This window comes from Actinomadura violacea (genome assembly GCF_017573465.1).
Taxonomy (GTDB): domain Bacteria; phylum Actinomycetota; class Actinomycetes; order Streptosporangiales; family Streptosporangiaceae; genus Spirillospora; species Spirillospora violacea.
In genome coordinates, this window is sequence record NZ_JAGEPF010000016.1 from 193,744 (window position 1) to 211,229 (window position 17,486).

Annotated in this window: 29 protein-coding genes; 24 read left to right on the forward strand and 5 right to left on the reverse strand. The window is 69.9% G+C overall.

Annotated elements, in window-relative coordinates; translation table 11 throughout:
• Nucleotides 1–21 precede the first annotated feature (21 nt).
• Nucleotides 22–882 (forward strand): hypothetical protein, encoded by an 861-nt coding sequence (locus J4709_RS26410; protein WP_208244484.1) that lies wholly within the window; start codon nucleotides 22–24, stop codon nucleotides 880–882.
• A gap of 14 nt (nucleotides 883–896) precedes the next feature.
• Here J4709_RS26410 and J4709_RS26415 read toward each other — a convergent pair whose 3' ends face one another.
• On the reverse strand, nucleotides 897–1,130 hold the full coding sequence (locus tag J4709_RS26415) for a helix-turn-helix domain-containing protein (protein ID WP_208244485.1): 234 nt from the start codon (nucleotides 1,128–1,130) through the stop codon (nucleotides 897–899).
• A 210-nt stretch (nucleotides 1,131–1,340) separates the two neighbouring features.
• Between J4709_RS26415 and J4709_RS26420 the strand changes: the two genes are divergently transcribed.
• The 19 genes from J4709_RS26420 (at nucleotide 1,341) to J4709_RS26515 (ending at nucleotide 13,215) form a co-directional block, all read left to right on the forward strand.
• Nucleotides 1,341–2,666, forward strand: a complete 1,326-nt coding sequence (locus tag J4709_RS26420) for a YqaJ viral recombinase family nuclease (RefSeq protein ID WP_208244486.1) — start codon at nucleotides 1,341–1,343, stop codon at nucleotides 2,664–2,666.
• Nucleotides 2,663–2,878 (forward strand): hypothetical protein, encoded by a 216-nt coding sequence (locus J4709_RS26425; protein WP_208244487.1) that lies wholly within the window; start codon nucleotides 2,663–2,665, stop codon nucleotides 2,876–2,878. The genes J4709_RS26420 and J4709_RS26425 overlap by 4 nt, the downstream gene beginning before the upstream one ends.
• Complete coding sequence (locus J4709_RS26430; protein ID WP_208244488.1) at nucleotides 2,875–3,894, forward strand: RecT family recombinase; 1,020 nt, start codon at nucleotides 2,875–2,877, stop codon at nucleotides 3,892–3,894. Before J4709_RS26425 ends, J4709_RS26430 begins: the two co-directional genes overlap by 4 nt.
• Nucleotides 3,891–4,355: an HNH endonuclease signature motif containing protein gene (locus J4709_RS26435; RefSeq protein WP_208244489.1), complete on the forward strand. Its 465-nt coding sequence runs from the start codon at nucleotides 3,891–3,893 to the stop codon at nucleotides 4,353–4,355. The genes J4709_RS26430 and J4709_RS26435 overlap by 4 nt, the downstream gene beginning before the upstream one ends.
• On the forward strand, nucleotides 4,352–4,801 hold the full coding sequence (locus tag J4709_RS26440) for a hypothetical protein (RefSeq protein ID WP_208244490.1): 450 nt from the start codon (nucleotides 4,352–4,354) through the stop codon (nucleotides 4,799–4,801). The genes J4709_RS26435 and J4709_RS26440 overlap by 4 nt, the downstream gene beginning before the upstream one ends.
• Nucleotides 4,801–5,181: a hypothetical protein gene (locus J4709_RS26445; protein ID WP_208244491.1), complete on the forward strand. Its 381-nt coding sequence runs from the start codon at nucleotides 4,801–4,803 to the stop codon at nucleotides 5,179–5,181. Before J4709_RS26440 ends, J4709_RS26445 begins: the two co-directional genes overlap by 1 nt.
• Nucleotides 5,178–5,729 (forward strand): hypothetical protein, encoded by a 552-nt coding sequence (locus J4709_RS26450; protein ID WP_208244492.1) that lies wholly within the window; start codon nucleotides 5,178–5,180, stop codon nucleotides 5,727–5,729. The genes J4709_RS26445 and J4709_RS26450 overlap by 4 nt, the downstream gene beginning before the upstream one ends.
• On the forward strand, nucleotides 5,726–6,016 hold the full coding sequence (locus J4709_RS26455; protein ID WP_208244493.1) for a hypothetical protein: 291 nt from the start codon (nucleotides 5,726–5,728) through the stop codon (nucleotides 6,014–6,016). The genes J4709_RS26450 and J4709_RS26455 overlap by 4 nt, the downstream gene beginning before the upstream one ends.
• Before the next feature lie 70 nt (nucleotides 6,017–6,086).
• On the forward strand, nucleotides 6,087–6,923 hold the full coding sequence (locus tag J4709_RS26460) for a deazapurine DNA modification protein DpdA family protein (RefSeq protein ID WP_208244494.1): 837 nt from the start codon (nucleotides 6,087–6,089) through the stop codon (nucleotides 6,921–6,923).
• A 27-nt stretch (nucleotides 6,924–6,950) separates the two neighbouring features.
• The gene (locus J4709_RS26465) at nucleotides 6,951–7,442 is read left to right on the forward strand and encodes a hypothetical protein (RefSeq protein ID WP_208244495.1); all 492 of its coding nucleotides are present in this window, start codon (nucleotides 6,951–6,953) and stop codon (nucleotides 7,440–7,442) included.
• Entirely contained in the window at nucleotides 7,439–7,735 is a 297-nt protein-coding gene (locus J4709_RS26470; RefSeq protein WP_208244496.1) for a hypothetical protein, read from the forward strand. Before J4709_RS26465 ends, J4709_RS26470 begins: the two co-directional genes overlap by 4 nt.
• Nucleotides 7,736–8,051: 316 nt before the next feature.
• The gene (locus J4709_RS26480; RefSeq protein ID WP_208244498.1) at nucleotides 8,052–8,471 is read left to right on the forward strand and encodes a hypothetical protein; all 420 of its coding nucleotides are present in this window, start codon (nucleotides 8,052–8,054) and stop codon (nucleotides 8,469–8,471) included.
• Between the two features lie 85 nt (nucleotides 8,472–8,556).
• Nucleotides 8,557–9,786 carry a hypothetical protein gene (locus tag J4709_RS26485; protein ID WP_208244499.1) on the forward strand — a complete coding sequence of 410 codons (1,230 nt, stop codon included), beginning with the start codon at nucleotides 8,557–8,559 and terminating at the stop codon, nucleotides 9,784–9,786.
• Nucleotides 9,783–10,052 (forward strand): hypothetical protein, encoded by a 270-nt coding sequence (locus J4709_RS26490; protein WP_208244500.1) that lies wholly within the window; start codon nucleotides 9,783–9,785, stop codon nucleotides 10,050–10,052. The genes J4709_RS26485 and J4709_RS26490 overlap by 4 nt, the downstream gene beginning before the upstream one ends.
• A complete protein-coding gene (locus J4709_RS26495; protein ID WP_208244501.1) occupies nucleotides 10,049–10,570 on the forward strand; it encodes a hypothetical protein in 522 nt (173 codons plus the stop codon). Before J4709_RS26490 ends, J4709_RS26495 begins: the two co-directional genes overlap by 4 nt.
• A gap of 104 nt (nucleotides 10,571–10,674) precedes the next feature.
• Nucleotides 10,675–11,076, forward strand: coding sequence for a DUF6283 family protein (locus J4709_RS26500; RefSeq protein ID WP_208244502.1), 402 nt, complete (start codon nucleotides 10,675–10,677; stop codon nucleotides 11,074–11,076).
• On the forward strand, nucleotides 11,076–11,852 hold the full coding sequence (locus J4709_RS26505) for a phosphatase domain-containing protein (RefSeq protein WP_208244503.1): 777 nt from the start codon (nucleotides 11,076–11,078) through the stop codon (nucleotides 11,850–11,852). Before J4709_RS26500 ends, J4709_RS26505 begins: the two co-directional genes overlap by 1 nt.
• Complete coding sequence (locus J4709_RS26510) at nucleotides 11,852–12,280, forward strand: Lsr2 family DNA-binding protein (protein ID WP_208244504.1); 429 nt, start codon at nucleotides 11,852–11,854, stop codon at nucleotides 12,278–12,280. The genes J4709_RS26505 and J4709_RS26510 overlap by 1 nt, the downstream gene beginning before the upstream one ends.
• Before the next feature lie 50 nt (nucleotides 12,281–12,330).
• Nucleotides 12,331–13,215, forward strand: coding sequence for an IBR domain-containing protein (locus tag J4709_RS26515; protein ID WP_208244505.1), 885 nt, complete (start codon nucleotides 12,331–12,333; stop codon nucleotides 13,213–13,215).
• Between the two features lie 185 nt (nucleotides 13,216–13,400).
• On the opposite strand, the gene J4709_RS26520 is transcribed toward J4709_RS26515, so the two are convergent.
• The 3 genes from J4709_RS26520 to J4709_RS26530 are packed head-to-tail and all read right to left on the reverse strand — an operon-like array spanning nucleotide 13,401 to nucleotide 14,703.
• Entirely contained in the window at nucleotides 13,401–14,072 is a 672-nt protein-coding gene (locus tag J4709_RS26520; RefSeq protein ID WP_208244506.1) for a hypothetical protein, read from the reverse strand.
• Complete coding sequence (locus tag J4709_RS26525; protein WP_208244507.1) at nucleotides 14,069–14,407, reverse strand: PadR family transcriptional regulator; 339 nt, start codon at nucleotides 14,405–14,407, stop codon at nucleotides 14,069–14,071. The genes J4709_RS26520 and J4709_RS26525 overlap by 4 nt, the downstream gene beginning before the upstream one ends.
• Nucleotides 14,404–14,703, reverse strand: coding sequence for a hypothetical protein (locus J4709_RS26530; RefSeq protein WP_208244508.1), 300 nt, complete (start codon nucleotides 14,701–14,703; stop codon nucleotides 14,404–14,406). The genes J4709_RS26525 and J4709_RS26530 overlap by 4 nt, the downstream gene beginning before the upstream one ends.
• A 592-nt stretch (nucleotides 14,704–15,295) precedes the next feature.
• Here J4709_RS26530 and J4709_RS26535 point away from each other — a divergent pair.
• Nucleotides 15,296–15,538 carry a MerR family transcriptional regulator gene (locus J4709_RS26535; RefSeq protein ID WP_307801573.1) on the forward strand — a complete coding sequence of 81 codons (243 nt, stop codon included), beginning with the start codon at nucleotides 15,296–15,298 and terminating at the stop codon, nucleotides 15,536–15,538.
• A gap of 161 nt (nucleotides 15,539–15,699) precedes the next feature.
• On the opposite strand, the gene J4709_RS26540 is transcribed toward J4709_RS26535, so the two are convergent.
• Nucleotides 15,700–16,029, reverse strand: coding sequence for a hypothetical protein (locus J4709_RS26540; RefSeq protein ID WP_208244510.1), 330 nt, complete (start codon nucleotides 16,027–16,029; stop codon nucleotides 15,700–15,702).
• Nucleotides 16,030–16,127: 98 nt separating this feature from the next.
• Between J4709_RS26540 and J4709_RS26545 the strand changes: the two genes are divergently transcribed.
• The 3 genes from J4709_RS26545 to J4709_RS26555 all read left to right on the forward strand — a co-directional run bounded on the left by J4709_RS26545 (nucleotide 16,128) and on the right by J4709_RS26555 (nucleotide 17,483).
• Nucleotides 16,128–16,655 (forward strand): hypothetical protein, encoded by a 528-nt coding sequence (locus J4709_RS26545; RefSeq protein WP_208244511.1) that lies wholly within the window; start codon nucleotides 16,128–16,130, stop codon nucleotides 16,653–16,655.
• Nucleotides 16,652–16,864 carry a hypothetical protein gene (locus tag J4709_RS26550; RefSeq protein WP_208244512.1) on the forward strand — a complete coding sequence of 71 codons (213 nt, stop codon included), beginning with the start codon at nucleotides 16,652–16,654 and terminating at the stop codon, nucleotides 16,862–16,864. Before J4709_RS26545 ends, J4709_RS26550 begins: the two co-directional genes overlap by 4 nt.
• Before the next feature lie 163 nt (nucleotides 16,865–17,027).
• A complete protein-coding gene (locus J4709_RS26555; RefSeq protein ID WP_208244513.1) occupies nucleotides 17,028–17,483 on the forward strand; it encodes a hypothetical protein in 456 nt (151 codons plus the stop codon).
• Nucleotides 17,484–17,486: the final 3 nt, after the last annotated feature.

Here is a 17,486-nt window from a genome sequence, read left to right on the forward strand (position 1 = left end):
CGCCAGTTCTCCACAGACCGAATGGCGATCATCCGCCGCGCGAACGAGATCTGCGCCGACTACGCCAACCAGGGCTACGACCTCACGTTGAGGCAGCTCTACTACCAGTTCGTCTCCCGCGACTGGATCCCCAACCGGCAGTCCGAGTACAAGCGGCTCGGCGAGATCATGTCCGACGCCCGCCTGGCCGGCCTGATCGACTGGCATTACATCGTCGACCGCACCCGCAACCTGCGGGGGCTCGCGCACTGGGACGGCCCCCGGCAGATCATCGACGCGGTCGCCGCGCAGTACCTCACCGACCGCTGGGCCGACCAGCCCAACAGGGTCGAAGTGTGGATCGAGAAGGACGCCCTGGTCGGCGTGATCCAGAGGGTCTGCAACCGCAACGACATCCCCTACTTCTCCTGCCGCGGCTACACCAGCCAGTCGGAGCTGTGGAGCGCGGCCCGCCGGCTGTCCCGCTACGCCGACGCCGGACAGGGCACCGTGGTACTTCACCTGGGCGACCACGACCCCAGTGGGATCGACATGTCCCGCGACATCTCCGACCGGCTCGCTCTCTTCGGTGCCGAGGACACCGAGGTTCGACGGATCGCGCTGAACCGCGACCAGGTGGACCAGCACCGGCCGCCGCCGAACCCGGCGAAATTGACCGACTCGCGCGCCCGCGGCTACATCCGCGAGCACGGCTGGTCGAGCTGGGAGTTGGACGCGCTGGACCCCGCCACGATGAGCGCCCTGATTGAGGACGAGATCAGTGCGTGTCGTGACGACCAGTTGTGGAGTGCGGCGACCGAGCGGATGGAGCGGGAGAAGGCAGTCCTGGGACTGGTGTCCCAGCGCTGGGATGAGGTCCGGGCGCTGGTCGGTGGGGAGTGACCGCGCGGCGGGGGTCACAGCCCCTGCCGCGCCTCCTCCTCGGTGAGGATGCCGGCAGCGACCATCGCCTCAAGGATCGGCCGGCCGTAGCCGTCGGCGAAGGCGCGGACCGACTCGACGCGCGGCTTCGCTCCCTGCGGCCACTTGTTCAGGGAGGACTGGTCGCGGCCGATCTTGCGGGCGATCTCCGACTGATTGTCGGTGCCGGCAGTCCGGACCACGTACTCCCACCATGTCCTGTCGGTCATGCGCCAAGTCTATGGCCATGCCCATACCTTCCCGAAGCGGCTCGGGCGGGCGGAGTTATGGGAGCACCCATAAACCCCTTGTGTTCTATGGGTGCTCCCATTATGGTTATGGCCATACCCATAGACATGCAGGTCAAAGCATGCCCCCATTCTGGAACTGAGGTAGCAACCTTGTCCCAACCCCCCTGGCCGACCTCCCCCCACCGGGAAATGTCCGTCATGGAGCTGGCCCGCCGCAGCCTGGCCGGCCACGTCAACCGGCCCCGCTCGACGGTCATGGCCACCCCCACCGGCAGGCTGCTGCTGCCGCCCCGCCCCCGCAAAGCCGACTGGGACGCCGCCCGCGCGCAGCGGATGACCGCCTCCAGAATCGCCGCCTGCATGGGCTTGGAGAAGGGGGAGTACTCCTCCCCGCTGGCCGTCTGGCACGAGATGCGCGGCACCCGGCCCAACACCAAGCCCGCCCGCGTTCGGGAGGCCGCCCGCTGGGGACAGCGCATGGAGCCCGTGATCGCCGAGGCCTTCGCCGAGGAGTCCCACCACGGCATCCGCCCCAACCCCGGCATGCTGGTCCACGCCGACGCCGACTGGATGGGCGCCAACCTCGACTTCCTGGTGGTGCAAGGCTGCGGCTGCGGAAACCACCAGCCGGGAATGCCCACCGACACGGGCGACGTAGCGCCGTGCTGCGACCCCGAGACCTGCGAAGCGTGCTGCGACCACTGCCCGACCTGCCCGAGCCTGGCTCGCGGCCGCCGCCGCCGCTCCAAGCTCCGCCGCCACCAGGTGGCCCCGCCGAAGCCGACCGCGTTCCTGGAATGCAAGCAGAGGTCGGCCTACCAGGACCACGAATGGGGGGACGACGAGGACTCCATCCCCGACTCGGTGGCGCTTCAGGTCCACTGGGGCCTGGCCGTGTCCGGGCTGGAAGCCGGCTACGTCGCCGTCCTCCTCGGCGGCAACCACCTGAAGTGGTACCGGATCGAGCGGGACGAGGAGTTCCTCGCCAACCTCGTCGAGTGGGCCAAGGGCTGGTACGACACCCACGTCATCGGCGGTGTCGAGCCCGACGTGGACGGATCCAAAGCCACCACCGAACTCCTCAACCACCTGTGGCGGGTCAAGCCCGGCACCGTGACCCTGCTCGACGCGCAGGAGACCAAACGGCTCCAGGCCGCCAAGGACGCCATCAAGGACCGGATCAAGGCCGAGGAGGAGAACCTCCGCGAAGTCGAGAACCGGCTCCGACGCGCGATGGGTGACGCCGAGATCGGGATGGTCGACGGGCACAAGGCCGTGTCGTGGTGCGCGAACGGAACCTTCAACCGGACCCGGTTCGCCGAGGACCACCCCGACTTGGCCGCCGAGTACGTCACCACCGCGGAAGTGTTCGACCTCGACCGGTTCAAGGAGGAACGGCCGGACCTGTACGGCCAGTACCGGGCCCGCGTGCTGCGCACCCACAAGCCGCCCAAGCCCAAGGCCAAGAAGCCCCGTACCCGCGCCACCCAAGCGAAGACGGGATCTCCGGCATGAGCAGCACCGGCCCCTTCTTCGTCCGCAGGTTCACCGCCGCAGGCGGCTACACGCGCTGGGACATCCACGAGGCCGTCCCCGGAAAGCCGGCCAGGTGGAAGGGATCTTCCCCGGTGGAGGCCAACGCGCTCGCCAGGGCCGCCGCCCTGAACGCCGCAGAGGCGCGGTTCCGAGCCGGGCTGGCCCGGTTCCACAGGAAGACACGAGCATGAGCGCGCTGAAAGACCGAGTCCGCCGCCTGGTCATCCCCGGCCAGGGCCACGACGCCCACGGCGACACCCCCGACCCCCGCAAGGGGGCGGGGGCCGCCCCGACCGTGAACCCGTTCAACCCCCCTGGGCAGGCCGGAGACCAGCCGGAAGGGCTACTCGGGCACGCCGACCAGCACGCCGGCGGCGGCCTGGTGAACCTGGCGACCCGCGACGTCCTGAAGGGATGGATCGACGCGCACGCCCCGTTCTGGGCCGAGTCCCTCCCGGACTGTGTGAAGCCCGGTGCGTTCGCGGCCGCTGCCCTCACCGCCCTCTACAACGACACCCGCCTGCAGCGCTGCCACCCACAGAGCGTGTTGATGGCGCTGGTGCAGTCCGCCTACTTCGGGCTCCTCCCGGACGGCAAGCACGCGGTGATCGTGGCGCGCGGCCAGCACGCCGAATTCATCCCGATGTACGGGGGCTACCTGGAGCTGATGTACCGGTCCGGGCTGGTGAAGTCCCCAGTGTTCGACCACATCCGGCACGGCGACACCTGGCGTCTGGACCAGGGCAAACCCGCCCCCGACGACTTCACCCACCAGAAGAACATCATCAGCCCCGGCACGCCCCTGGTGGCGTACTTCTTCGCGTGGCTGCCCGGCAACGTCCGATCCCAGATCCACTTCTGTGACCGAGCCCGCGCCGAGGCCATCCGCGACGAATGGTCCGAAGACTACAAGCGCGCCGAAGCCAACCAGACCTACGACTCGCTGTGGCACACCCGGTTCAACGACATGTGGCTCAAGACCGTCGTGCGCCAGGCCGCAAGGTCCCTGCCGACCTCCCCGGAGATGCGGCAGCTCATGGACTACGAAGACCAGGCCGGCCGCGGCAACCGCGTGCCGCCCAGCGTGGTGAACCTGCCCCGTGAAGCGTGGGCCGCCACCAACGCCGATGACCTGGCCGCCGACGCACACCAGGCCGCCTACCAGGCTGCCAAGGAGGCTGCCCGCGAGGCGGGGGAGCCGTCGTGAAGCGGTCCCCGATGCCCCGCCGCAGCAGCCCGCTCCAGCGCAGCAAGCCGCTGGAGCGGGGCACCGCCCAGGACAAGCCCACCGAGCCCGGCCCCGACCAGGCCGACCTGGACGAATCCGGGCTGCCGGCGTCCCGGCCGAAGCGTCGGCTTCGGCCTCGTTCCCGGAAGGCCGAAGCCGCCTACCGGGTGCGGCGGCCGATGCTCAGGGCCCTCGCCGACATGCACCCCTACTGCGTCCGGCCCGGCTGCAACCGGTTCGCCGCCGACGGCCACGAGCCCCTCACCCGAGCGCGAGGCGGCTCGATCACCGACCCGGACAACGTCGTGCTGCTGTGCCGCCCCTGCCACGACGAACTCGGCACCGAACCGGCCTGGGCGTACGACCTCGGGCTCCTACGTCACTCCTGGGACGCCGGAGACCGAGGCCGCACGACCACCAACGACAGGACAGGGACATGACCGTCTACGCGTTGATCGACAACGAGCAGAAGCTCCACATCCGCAGAGGGGAGTGGAGGCCCGAACTCGGCCCTGAGGGAGCCGACCACGTCCCGCTGCACCCCGGCACCGGCATGGCCGGATTCGTCAACGACTGCGGGTTCTCGCTCCCCGACCGGTGCCCCCGAAACCTCATCGGCGCCCTGATGGCGATCCGCCTCGGCGCGGTGTTCCGTCCCCTGGCGGGCCCGCTGGTGTTCACCGGCTGGAACCCCGCCGGCTGCGGGTCGGAGGTCCGCGACCTCGCCGACAACCACATCGAGACCCTCACGGACCTGCACCGGGACCTCACCGCGGTCCTCGACGGAACCTACGGTGGCGCCCGATGGTGGGCCGCCTCCGTCCGCGAGCTGGCCGCCGACCTGCGGAACTCCGCCACCCCCACCGCCATCGCCCTGGGGCTCTGATGGCTCAGCAGACGTCCCGCGACCAGCAGATCCGTGATGCACGGCTCCTTCTCGACTGGTTGGAGAACAACCCGGCGGTGCCGCTGCCGGACCTGAACCTGGCCGCCGTCCTGCACATGACCCCGACGTCAGCGAACGCCGTCATGACCCGCGCGGCGTCGACCACCGGACTGCGAACCGCGAAGACCCCCGCCGGCGGCAAGGTCTTGCGCCACGCCTTCGGGTCCGCCTCGTACCGGCTGGTCGTCCTGCCCCCGCCGTCGCCCGCCCTCGAACCCACGCACACCGTGACCCCCTACGAGCCCCGCAGGACCGCACGCATCCGCAAGACCAAACAGCGGCCCTCCCGCAGCCGCACCGGAGAAAGGCCGAACCCGTGACGCTCAACAGCGACCAGAACAACGCCCAGGCCATCGACGACGTCCTCAGCGAGTACTGGGCTATGCACCTGCGCGCCGAGGACGAGCAGAAGAGAATCCGCGACGAAGCCCTCCCGCTGCAGAGCGACCACCAGAAGCGCACCCACGACCTGGAGGAGCTCCACCGCCGCCGGGAGGCGATCGAGCGGGACATCTCCTCGCAGGAGGCGATGCTCCGCACGGTCGCCGCCAGCCTCGGCGACCTGAACCTCCAGGCGGACAAGGCCCGCCGCAAGGCGGAGATGCACGCGGGGAACGTCGCCAGGATCGTCAAAGAGACCGGCCGCCCCCACCCCAAGGGCCGGTTCGAGGAGGCCAACCGGCAGACCATCGCCGACCAGTTCACGCACCCGCCCTTCCCTCCCGGGCAGGCGCCGGCCAGCCCCCACGCCGCCGCGCCGCCCAGCGGGCAGCAGCAGGAGGAGCCGCGGCCGGCAGACGGCAGCCAGTCCGGATCCTTCGCCCGGCTCCGGGGCGCACTGTCGGCGACCAACGGGGCCAGGCAGTGACGATCGCCGCGCCACGCCCCCGCCACAAGGGGCCCCGCACGGCCCGGTGCCTGCACCGCGCCGTGCTGGGCGGCGCCGTCCTCGGTGTCGCTGCTGCGCTCTCGGCGATCGTGGCGCTGGCCCGGCAACTCGTCAGCCCGATCGAGACGGTCATCATCGCCGCGCTGTGGACCCCGGCGGCTGTGTCCTCGATCGTCTGGGCCTCCCAAGCCGCGACCCGAATGCACTTCCGCCGAGTCGCGGCAGGCTGCCGCTGCTATCGCCTCCCGCGCCCGCGGCGCCGCTGACTGTCTGGCCCGCCCCGCTCTCCCTGCTCCGGGGCGGGCCAGACCCCACCGAGCTAAGGACCGGCACGACGTGCTCACCGTGAACCTCACCACCCACATGGACGAGTGGCTCCACCTGGATCACCCGGACATGCCGCCGCTGTTCGTGAGCCACCGCAGGCTCGCGCGCCGGCTCGCGTCGGGTCGCCCGCTGCGTCCCGCGGTCAACTGGTGGGCGCTGGACTCCGGCGGGTTCTCCGAGCTCGACCTGTACGGGGGTTGGCGGACGAGCCCGGCCGAGTACGTCGCCGCCGTCCTCCGCTACGACACCGAGATCGGGCAGCTCGGATGGGCAGCGTCCCAGGACTGGATGTGTGAGCGGCAGATGCTCGCCAAGACCGGGCTGACCGTCCGCGACCACCAGGCCCGCACCGTCTCCAATTTCGTTGAACTGACCCGGTTGTGGGCGGACGTCTCCGACGAGGAATGCCCGTTCATGCTGACCCTCCAGGGGCAGACGCTTGCGGACTACCTCACCTGCTGGGACATGTACGGCGAGGCCGGAGTGGACCTGACATGGCAGGCCGTCGTCGGCCTGGGGTCGGTATGCCGCCGGGAACGCACCGACGAAGTCGGGGAGATCCTGCTCGCCCTCCGCGACCTCGACCCCGAACTACCCATCCACGCCTTCGGGTTCAAGACCACCGGCGTCCGCAAGTACGCCGACCTCATCGACTCCTGCGACTCGGGCGCCTGGTCCATCGGCGGCCGATACCGGCCCGACCCCGCATGCGCCAAGCGCAGCTGCGCGAACTGCCTGCACTACGCCCTCGCCTGGTACGCGCGCGTCACCGAGTCCCTGGCCTACCTCCCCGACCCGATCCAGCGATCCATCTTCCCCGCCAGCACCTTCGACCTGGCGGTCTGACGCCGCGACGAACACAGGAGATTCCTCTTGAACGGCCCCCAACACTTCGCCGAGGGCGAGCGCATCCTGGCCGACGCCGAAAGCGAAGACGCCCCGGAGTGGGTGATCGCACGCTCCCAGTTGGCGGCAGCGCACTTCACCGCCGCGCTCGCCGCCGCCGCCCTGAACGAGAACCTCGCCAAGGCCCTGTTGACGCTGGACGCCGCTGTCGCGTGGCAGCGGTCCCAGGACCCGGCCCCCCACACGCCCAACGAGGCCACCGCCAAGGCCATCAAGGACCGGGCCGAGCTCTTGGAGCCGCACCGCGGGCACCGTCTGGAGCTGCGCAGCCAGGACCGGACGGTCCTCGCCCGCGGCGTCTTGGATGCGGTCACCGCCCAGCACGCGACCGTCGAGAAGCTGGAGGCCGGCCGGGCGCTCGTGCCGCTGGCCGAGATCGCGGGAGTGGTCCGCCTTCAGGCCCGCGCGGACCAGCCGGCCACCGAGCACACCGCCGACCTCCAGACGCACGACCAGTGAACGACCTCTTTGTGATCACCGGCACTGAGCTGGCCGCTTGGAGCGTCCTGGTCGCCTTCATGGCCGCGACGCTGACCATCGTCGTCTGGCTCGCACTCCGCCTCCGCGACAGCGCCTGCCGCCGCTGCAGGACAGCCGGGGGCGTGGACATCGAGGACATGCCTGGCCACCCCGAGCGCATCAACGTACTGCCGGACCCCGTCGAGGAACGCACCTTCGGCGTGATCGGTGACCGGCTTCTCCGCGACGCCGGAATCGCCCAGGCCCTCGACGAACTCGGATGGCACGAATGACGATCCCTGTCTTGGACCGGACCCACTACCGGACCGCGAGGCCTCAGCCGCGGCCAGGGCCCGACGACCCGCCGACCCCGTGCAGCCTCGCCCCCGAAACCTGGCGCGCCCAAGGCCGAGAAGCCGAAGCGATGGCCGGCTGCCGCGGCTGCTCAATCCTGCGGTCGTGCCACACGTGGGTCCTGGGGCTCACCGAGGCGCAGGACGGCGGGGGTGTCGTCGCCGCGATGACCGCCGAGACGCGCGCAGCGATCCGTCGCAACGACAGTGCCGCAGCCAGGCACCAGCGCGGCCGTAGCCGGGAAGGCCACGACCGGTGAGCGAAGTCGTCGACGAGCGCGACGTCCGGTTGAACGCTCATCTCCCCGCCGCAGCAGAGATCATCTGTTTCGTCCGCGACCTGGACCCGCACGGCGTCGCGACGTGGTGCCAGCAGCAAGGCATCACCGACCGGACAGCGCAGGAACTGATCGTGCTGCTGGCCGCGATGGTGCCCGACGACCAGCCGATCAACGACCTGCTGGCGTGGACGTGGGCGAAGCCGGCGCCGCGCGGCGGGTGCGTGGTGCCGATGCGGCGCCGCTGCTCATGCTGCGGGTTCGAGCTGTCGCTTGCCGCGTTCTGGCGGGACCGCAGCAAGCCGTTGGAGCGGTCCTACCGGTGCATCGACTGCATGCGCACCTACCGCGAGCAAGGCATCTGCCGCCACCGCGCTCAACGCAGGGCCAGCGGATGACGGCCATCAGAGCGCCGTAGGCCGGGAGACCTGGCGTCCTGATTCCCCGATGACCCCGCTGAGATTCGTTGACGTAGGAGCCTCCATGGCCTGGCTGCGCTATTCCGACACCTTCACGCAGCAGCGTGAATGGGACTCGGTGAGCTATGAGGCGCGCTGGCACTACAAGGCGATGGTTGAGCGCTGCTCCCTAGGACGCCGTTGGAACGGCCGTCTGACGATCGAGCAGGCCCGCCGCGCATCGGATGTGCCCGATCCGGACCGGTGCATCGCCGAGTTGGAGAAGGCCGGCTTCGTCTCCGTTGCGCGTAACAACCCGCGTAACGGAGGCCCTGTGGATAACTCCGCCGCCGCCGCATCCGTTACGCGTAACAGTGACGTCACATCGACCGTCACATGTGACGCCGTAACCGTCACCGTGACGATGATCGACGACCACATCCCGCCGCCGTCTATCCGCGACAACGCCCCGAACTCCAAGCTGCGGATGCAGCGGAAAAGAGCCCACGACAAGGGCGAACACCACCTGTGCCTGCCGAAGCGCTGTCCCGACGCTCCGCCCGAGAACGGCCCACCTGTTACGCGCGGCGTTACGCGTAACCCCGGGACGGGACTAGATAGATCCTCAAGCAGCCGCGTCGAGAGCAACGAAGACACCAACAGCAGCGACGACGAGATCAGTCCGTCCGGTCTGGTGGGGGGTGCGGGGGGAGGCACCCAATCCGGCGTTACCCGTAACACCTCACCCGTCGAGCCCGTGTCCACCGGCACGGCCCGGAAAGTCAGCCGTGCCGCCCAGGAGAAGGACGCAGCCCGGTGGCTGCGGAACCGCTACCCCGGAACGACCGACGGCGTGATCGCCCGCACCTTCGCCGTTGCGTCCGAGCGCGCCGCGGCCGCCGGCCAGCCCGTCCGGAACCTGCGCCGCTACCTGGAGTCCTGGGCCGAGGGTGACCTCGCCGACGTCCTGAACGCCGCCATGGACCTTGAGGACGCCGTCCACGGCACCGCCGCCGAAGAAGGCGAGGCCGAGACGCACTCCGGGCTGCGTCTCGTCCCGGGCCGCGACCGACGCGCTGCGATCGACGCCTGCCCGCGCTGCGACCACAACGGCATGAACAACGAGGACGAGGACAGGCCTCGCCGCTGCGATCACCGGCCGCCCGGCCACGCCTCTCAACTGCCGATCCTCAACAGCGTGCACGAGCGGGACGGCGAAGAGGAGGGCTTGCCCGCGGCCGACGACCGTCGTCAGGCGCGCACCGCGATGGACCGCGTGAACCAGGCCCGCACGTCCCGCAGGAGGCACGGATGACCCCCAAGCCACTGCTCGGCGCCTCCAAAATCGGTGCCTCGATGTCGGTAGCCGGGCTTCGGCTCCTGGGTTGCTGCACTCCACGGGCGGCCGTCAGCAACGAACACGGCGCCACGCAGCCAGCCCCCAAGATCCCGGTCGAGTCGGCGGAATTGAGCCGTCGCGACCGCCGCGAACTCGCCGCCGGCCTCGCCCGTCTCGCCGACCTGACCCGCAAGCACGGGGAGCCCGCGACCGCCGCCCGCATCATGTGGGGGGATCAGTGACCCGCCGTCCGCGCCTAGCCGCGACCGACACCCACGTCTGCCTGAAGTGCGGCAGAGGCATCTACGCCAGCCAGGAATGGTTCGTCGGCGACGACTGTGCGAGAAAGCTCGGCCCTCAAAAGGTCGAGGCGCTGCGAATCTACGCTGTACAGGAAGCGGACCCTTTCACCATCCCCGCAGGCCAACGGCCCGCGTCGCTTCAGGCCCGCCTCAACAACCACAACGCCCGCGCCGCCGCCGACCCCAACATGGCCACGCTGTGCCGTCACGACTCCGAGGTCGGCCGGTGCGGTGCCTGCCGCTACGAGGGCAAGGCCGAGAACGCCTCCAAGCGGATCCTGCGCGAGATCTGTGCTCAGCCCCGCGAGCAGCGCCAGGCCGAACGAACCGCCCTACAGGCTTCCCGCGCCGGTGCCCTTGCTCCCGCACGCCGCCCCGTTCCGCGCCCCGCGGCCCGGCGCGAGCACAAGGCCGCTGAACCTGCCTCGCCCGGCCCGATACAGACCGCCTTGATATGACCCCCGGACCAGCGAAGGAACCCAATGAGCCACCCGACTCCGCGGCCCTCTGCGCACAGGGCCGCCCACCGAGCCCGCGTCGGCGTCCAGCACTGGGGCATCGGATGAAGCCCCCCGCGGCCAGCGACCACGGCGCCCCGCCGCCCCTGCCGCGCTGCACCCGCCCGTGCCGCGCATGTCCCTGGCGAGTAGACACCATCGGCCGCATCCGCTTCCCGAACATCGCCGAGTACGCGGCCGGCACCATCGGCCGCCCAGGGGAGGAAGCGCCCCTCGGAGCCCTCTTGTTCGGCTGCCACGCGGTCAAGGCGGAGCCGGGCTGGCTGTGCGCCGGATGGCTCGCTGTCGTCGGCCGAGACCACCTCACCGTCCGGTATGCGGTCGCGCTCGGTGCGCTTCCCGCAGCCGCGTTGACACCGGGCCGCGACTGGCCGGCCCTGTTCCCCACCTACTCGGCGATGGAAGCCGCCCACCACCACGCCCTGACCTCCACGGAGACCTTCTGATGTCCGACCACCACGACCACGAGTTCGTCCGGCGTATCAAGCTGGCGCTGATGAGCGGCGCGGGCAACCTAGACACCGAGCGCATGGCCCATGTCACCGGGCTGTCCGCGGGCATCGTCAGCGACGCCATGACGCGGCTAGAGATCGAAGACCTCGCGGAGGGGAACAGGCGCGACGGCGTCCGCTACTACCGGCTCACCCCGGCCGGACTGCGGAACGCGCACCAGGCCCTCGGCCTCGAACCCGCGCCGCTCGACGTCACCGCCCTGGCCACCCCTCGCGTCATGCCGCGCGACTCCGTGACCCGGCTCATGAGCGAAGCTCTCGGCATCCAGCTCGCCGACCACGCCGCCCCCGGACAGCTGTACCTCGTCGACATCGACGGCACCGTCGCGCTCCGCGACCAGGACCGCGCCGATGTCCGTCACCACTTCGATTGGCACCGTGTTGGCGAGGACCTCCCGAACACGCCGGTCGTCTCGGTCGTCCAGGCGATCGACGCGGCGGGGCACCGCATCATCTACGTGACCGGCAGATCCTCGGTGTGCCGCGTCGCCACCGGCGCGTGGCTGGCCATGCACGTCGGCGTGCCGGGGGAGGCACTGCTGATGCGGACCGCCGGTGACATGCGGCCCGACACGATCGTCAAACGAGAGCTGTACGACCAGTTCGTGGCGGAGCCGGTCACGGCCGTCCTGGAGGACCGCGCATCAGTGGTCCAGATGTGGCGCGCCCTCGGCCTGACCGTGCTCCAGTGCGCGGACGGCGACTTCTGATGACGACTCCCACATCGACCGCATCAGCCGCGGAGCTGACCGAACGGGAACGGGCGGCGCTCACAGCCGTGGCGATCGGCCTGCCGCACGAGGTGGCGGCGCGGCACGTCGGCATGGCCGACCGCCCCTTTCGCCGCGTCCTGGCCGGCGCCGCCCGCAAGCTCGGCGCGGCAGAGACGATCCACGCCGTAGCTATCGCCGCTGCCCTCGGCCAGATCAGAGTCGACGACCTCCGCGCGCGCACCTGCCCGATCTACCCGACCCCGCTACCGCGCGACATCCGGGCGTGGGCCGCCGAGCACGGCATCCCATGTCCGGCCCGAGGCCCGATCCCCTCCCACGTCCGCTCCCAATACGAGGCGGACACCCTCGCCCAACGACGACGCCAACAGCACGACCGGCGCGCAATCCGCACCGCCACCCCCTGAGGCTCACAAGCACGCTCGACCACCACAGACACACCACGATGAGGGGGAACATGGGCAACGGCGACTACACCGATGACGATCGGCGCCCGTGCGCGCGGGGGACCCGCTGCAGCTCGGCGTCGATCGTCCGGGAGGCCGGCCGCACCATGCGCGAGCCGGCGCTCGGCTACCGGACGTTCTGCGACGCCGACCGGGCCGCGCTCCAGCTCGCGATAACCGCGCTTCCTGGCCTGCACGGCATCGCCACCGCGATGCTGGGTGACCAATCCAAGCCCCAACGCGGCGCCGACTCGCGCCCCACCGGCCGCCCGGCGCCACCGATCCTGATCAACACCGGCATGGACGAGTTGATGCGCCGCGTCTACGACGTGGTGGCGTCCTGGTACGAACGGGTCGACGCCGTAGACGGCGGCCGCGGCTACACCACCGCGCAGACCAGGCGGGTCCATCAGCAGGTCGGCATTCAGGTGATGGCATGGTCCCTCGCCGAGCGGGTCGACGCGCTGCTGGCCCTCGGACGGGACGTGATGGTCCGCTACATCACCCTCGCCGAGGCCGACGAACTCCCTGACGAGGTAATGGTCCGCCGCCACTACGCTGCCGGCTACGCGGCCTCCTATCCAGCTCTGGACGGCGGCGACGCCGGCAACGAACTCCTCGACCTGGCCATGCGATGCCGGCGCCGGCTCGGCCTGACCGGCTCGGACGTTGACATTCCCGTCCCATGCACACAGCCCGACTGCGGGGAACGCGGCCACATGGTGCGCCCGGACGGCGCTGTCGGCCTGGAGGACTACGTGGTCTGCCGGTCCTGCGGTCACCGCTACGAGGACACCCCTGGCGACCCCGCGTTCACCGACGTGATGAAGGACGTGGCCGCATGGAACGCCGCCCGCACCAAGAAGAACAGCACCAGACAGGCCGCAGCGCGATGACCTTCGTCGCCCTCTTCGCCTTCGCCGTGTACGTGACTACCTCGCTCGCCACGGCCGCCGAGTTTCGGCGGGAGCCGTTGCCCCTGATGCGGAGAGGAGGCAACCGCGCATTGAAGCTTCGTGTTCTCGCGAGCACCTGGGGACCGGACTCAGGACGATGCTGAAGAGCGCCAACAGGCAGAACGTCAAGCGCGACGCCGATGTTGTGGGAGGGGACGCCGCAGCGCATAGCTGAGGCGGGGCGCACCCGCCAACACCGACCACAGATGCCGGATGCGGGCCCGGCGGGTAGGAAGCTCGGCGAACAGGCTCAGCCACTCCTCGCCGTAGCGGGCGCGGTGCACAGGCGGTAGTAGTGCGGCACCAGCACCTACCAGCGCTCTCACCATCCTGCTCGGAGGGCGCGACGTGCCGTTCGGATGTCGCACAGGCTGGAGGCGATTGAAGATCGGGGCAATGACTGCGAGCATGTCCGCCGTCACATCAAGCGCGTCCGCCACATTTGATTCCTCCACGACGGTGTACACCTGAGCAGCGACAGCCTCAGCAATCGCTGCGTCGGTGTCGTTCCCTGCACTTCGGGCGGACTCGGCGATGAGCCTGGCTGCGAGGCGGGTGCGTAGCGCCGCAGTCGCGGATTCGTCCGCGGCATACTCACCTTGCGCGGCACATCGAGCTGCCTTCAGCACAGAACTGCTGGCCGCGGCCACCGCGGTCGCTGCGTAGTACCTCCGGGCACGGACTGCAGCCTGCTCCTCTGCGACGGCCTCGCTCCAGATGATGCGGATGCGGGCTGCGGCGGCGGCGATACGCTCGGCCTCCCGCGCCTGGTCGTCGGGGCTGGGCAGCTGAATCATGCGCCGGCACCGCCAGCATCAGGGTGGGTACCCAGACTGCTCCAGGACACGGGTGTGGTCACGCGGTTGGCGTGGGCCTTGGCAAGAGCGAGACGCGCTTCCTCGGTGCCGTCAGCAGTGAACTGGTAGTAGCGGCGCCGAGGGCGAGCCTCGGTGGCCTGTTCGCTGACGTTTTCCCAGCGGGAGGTAATCCAGCCTGCCTGTTCCAGCCGGGCGATGATCGGGTACACGGTTCCGGTCGGCAAGCCGGTGGCGAGCACCATCTCAAGGCCATACCACTCGCGCGTCGGCTCGACGAGGGCTTGGCGCAGTACCATCTGCGTCTGCAATGTCATCCGCGGTGCTTGGCCCATTGCCGCGTCTCCTTTCCCTTCGGTGTCGTGCCTGCTCCGGCCTGGGGGATAGCGGGGGGCTCGGTGGGAGGGATGCTGCGATCGCGGTGCGACCACAAGGTGAACAGCAGTCCGGCCACTCCAGTGCCGACCCCGATCGGTACTCCGACCACCGGTACCAGCCAGACCAGCACCGCCACCACAACGCCGGCGATCACGATCGCGGCGCCCCGCAGCACGTCCCGAGGCACGAAGATGCCCGGCGGCCGTTCTGGTGGCTCGTACTCTACATAGCCCATAGCTCGTACTCTACATACGAACACCGGCAATGCGCGAGATATCGGCAAGAGGGCGGCCATCTGACCAGGTCCGGCCGCCGGCCTGGGACGGCTCCAGAAACGTATCCAAAGAATTGTTGACAGACGAGGCTTAGGGAAGTCCGCTACTCGTCTTTGTCCGGATCATCCGGCTCGCGGCGAGCATAGCGGTGGAGTCGCGTTCTGTCGGGCCCAGCAGTGACAATAGGAGCTACCCACCCGGAAGGCCTCGTCTCGCTGAGGAGCCATGCTGTCGACTGCTGCACGTTCGCACCCGCCTAGCGCTGAGGACGGGCTGTTCGTCGACGGTCCGTCCCTTCGGCCACTGCTTCCCGCGATGCACATCGTCAGCCCCGCCGCCGACGGCTGGGTGTGCGTACGCCCCGCGCATGCCGGCCAAGCCTGCGCCGTTCATCTGCCCTCGACTCCGGATCTGTCGCACCCGGAACCGCAGGCCACGCCGCGTTGACAACGCCCTGACCTGCGGTCCAAACTAAAGATCACCTGCAACACCCATGCCCTCAGCCCGGAACGCCGGCTGGGGGCATTCGCGCGCTCAGGGGGTGATCATCTGATCGGCCCCGACGCCGAGGAGTACTGGACGACCGCGCAGGCGGCCGCCGCGCTAGGTGTGTCACCATCCACGATCAGCACCTGGCGGACACGCGGGTACATGGATCCCGTGGAGGGATCACCGCCGCGGCGTCCTATCTACCGCCGCGCGGACGTCGTCCAGGCCGAGAAGGCCGCCTACCAGGCCGCGCTACGCACCAGCGGCAGCGCGAAACGCACCTCGCGGGCCGCACTCGCCGGCTGACCCCGGCAACCCTCCAGACCGCGCACCCCCGGGGCTTCAAGACCTGGGCAGAGTGCGCACTCCGGGCCCGCCCCTTCGCGCGAGGCGGGAACACCCGGAGATTCGTGCGGCCCTTCGACCTCAGGCTCTAGCGGGGGGTCAGGGGACGAAGGGCCGCACCTTCACTCTGCGGTCGCAGCACGCGCCGCACCCAGCCGCCGCCGCCACGCCAGGCCACCTGCCACCCCGGCGGCGATCCCCGCCACGACGATGCCCGCCATCGGGAGCACCAGCATCCGCGTCCGCTGCTCCGAGCACGCCTCGTTCACCGAACCGAATGCGTCCTGCGCCTGCCCCAACACCTCAATAGGGAAGTCGTCGGGGAAGTCCGTGCTGAGGGACTTCGGGGAGTAAAGCGACCCGCACTCGAACCCGCCAGTGGATACGGGAACGAACCCGACCCAGGAGGCCGCGAATACCAGCAGGATGCCCAGCGGCAACAAGCGATGCATACCTGCAATCCCACCCCAATCTGACACCGCCCCAGCGGCGGATACAGCAATCCGCGGCCTGATCCGGTCACTGCGGCGAGATGAGAAGGAACCCCGCGATGCACGACACCCCGACCACTGCCGGCGACGGCCAGGCTCCGCGCCCCTGGCCCACGGCTCTGCCCCGACCCATCACGGTCACCTACCAGCTGTGGACCGGCGAGAACACCGACGAGGTGGTCCAGTTCCTCGGCGATTCCTACGACGGCGTAGCGGAGATCAACGGACTGCGGTTCCTGTCATATGCGTCGCCGGGCGGGCTCACGGCAGCGGAGCCAGGAACCGTGTTCGTCCGCGACGTCGACAACCACATCCAAGCCTTCCCGGCCGCAGACTTCGAGCGGCTCTACGACACCGACACGGTCGTCAAGGGCGCGGATATCGAGATCATCGAGCGCGCCGCCGGACAGGTAGACCCGCGGGTGATCCTGCCGGACGACATCCGGATCAACGGCCGTTCCGTCCTAGCTCCCTCCGACGCACCGGTACGCGTCCACGACATCACGATGAACCACGACGAGCTGGTGCAGGTCACCCTCACCCTCTTCGCCCGCCGCGTCACCATCGGCCACGAGCAGCCGGCATGAGCTTCGCCTCCCTGCCACTGAAAGTCGTCCTCGACGACCTGACCATCGCCGAGGTTGCCGTCCCCTACGAGATCACCACCGAGTGGGAAACCCGCGACTCGGGCACCGCGCCCCCGGTCCAGCGCGTGAAGGCGACCATCGCGGGCTCCGTTCTCGCCGACAACGTTGCCGACGCCCTCCGCAAGCTCGCCGACGCGCTCCAAGCCTGACCGCGCACAGCGCCCCGGCGCTGACGGCGCGCCCCCGAAACACCACCCTTCATCACCCAAGCTGGCACGGCCCGGATCGGTCGAGAAGCGGCATCCCCTTCTGCGCCGCCCGGTACCGGGACGATTCGGCTCCTCCCGCAACCCCGCGAAGGAACCCGCACCGATGCAGCACGACGACGCCACCCGCGAACTCGACAAGATCATCCACGCCCTGAAGTGGGCGAGCAGCCACCTCACCCGCCTGGACGAGTCGAACGCGTCCCGGCACCTAGCCGCCGAGGTCCTGCACACGCCGCTCACCGTGGCCGTGCACCGCGCCAGCCAGGGCGCCGCCAAGCTCCGCGAGTTCCTCACCACACAACCCCCCAACGAATCCGAGCTGCGCAGCCTCGCCCAGATCGTCGCCGACCTCGACCGCTGCCCGCACGGCCGCCACGAGGGCGACACCTGCATCGGCTGGACCGGACCCGGCACCTACCAGGGCGGCTGCGAGGGCGGAATCTCCCTCGGCAACCCCCACCTGCAGACCGGCGACCACCTCGGCTACGCCTACTCCGCCACCCCCTACCTGATGCCCGAGCGGGACCGCCGCAACGACCCCGAAGCCTGGAAGGCGTAACCC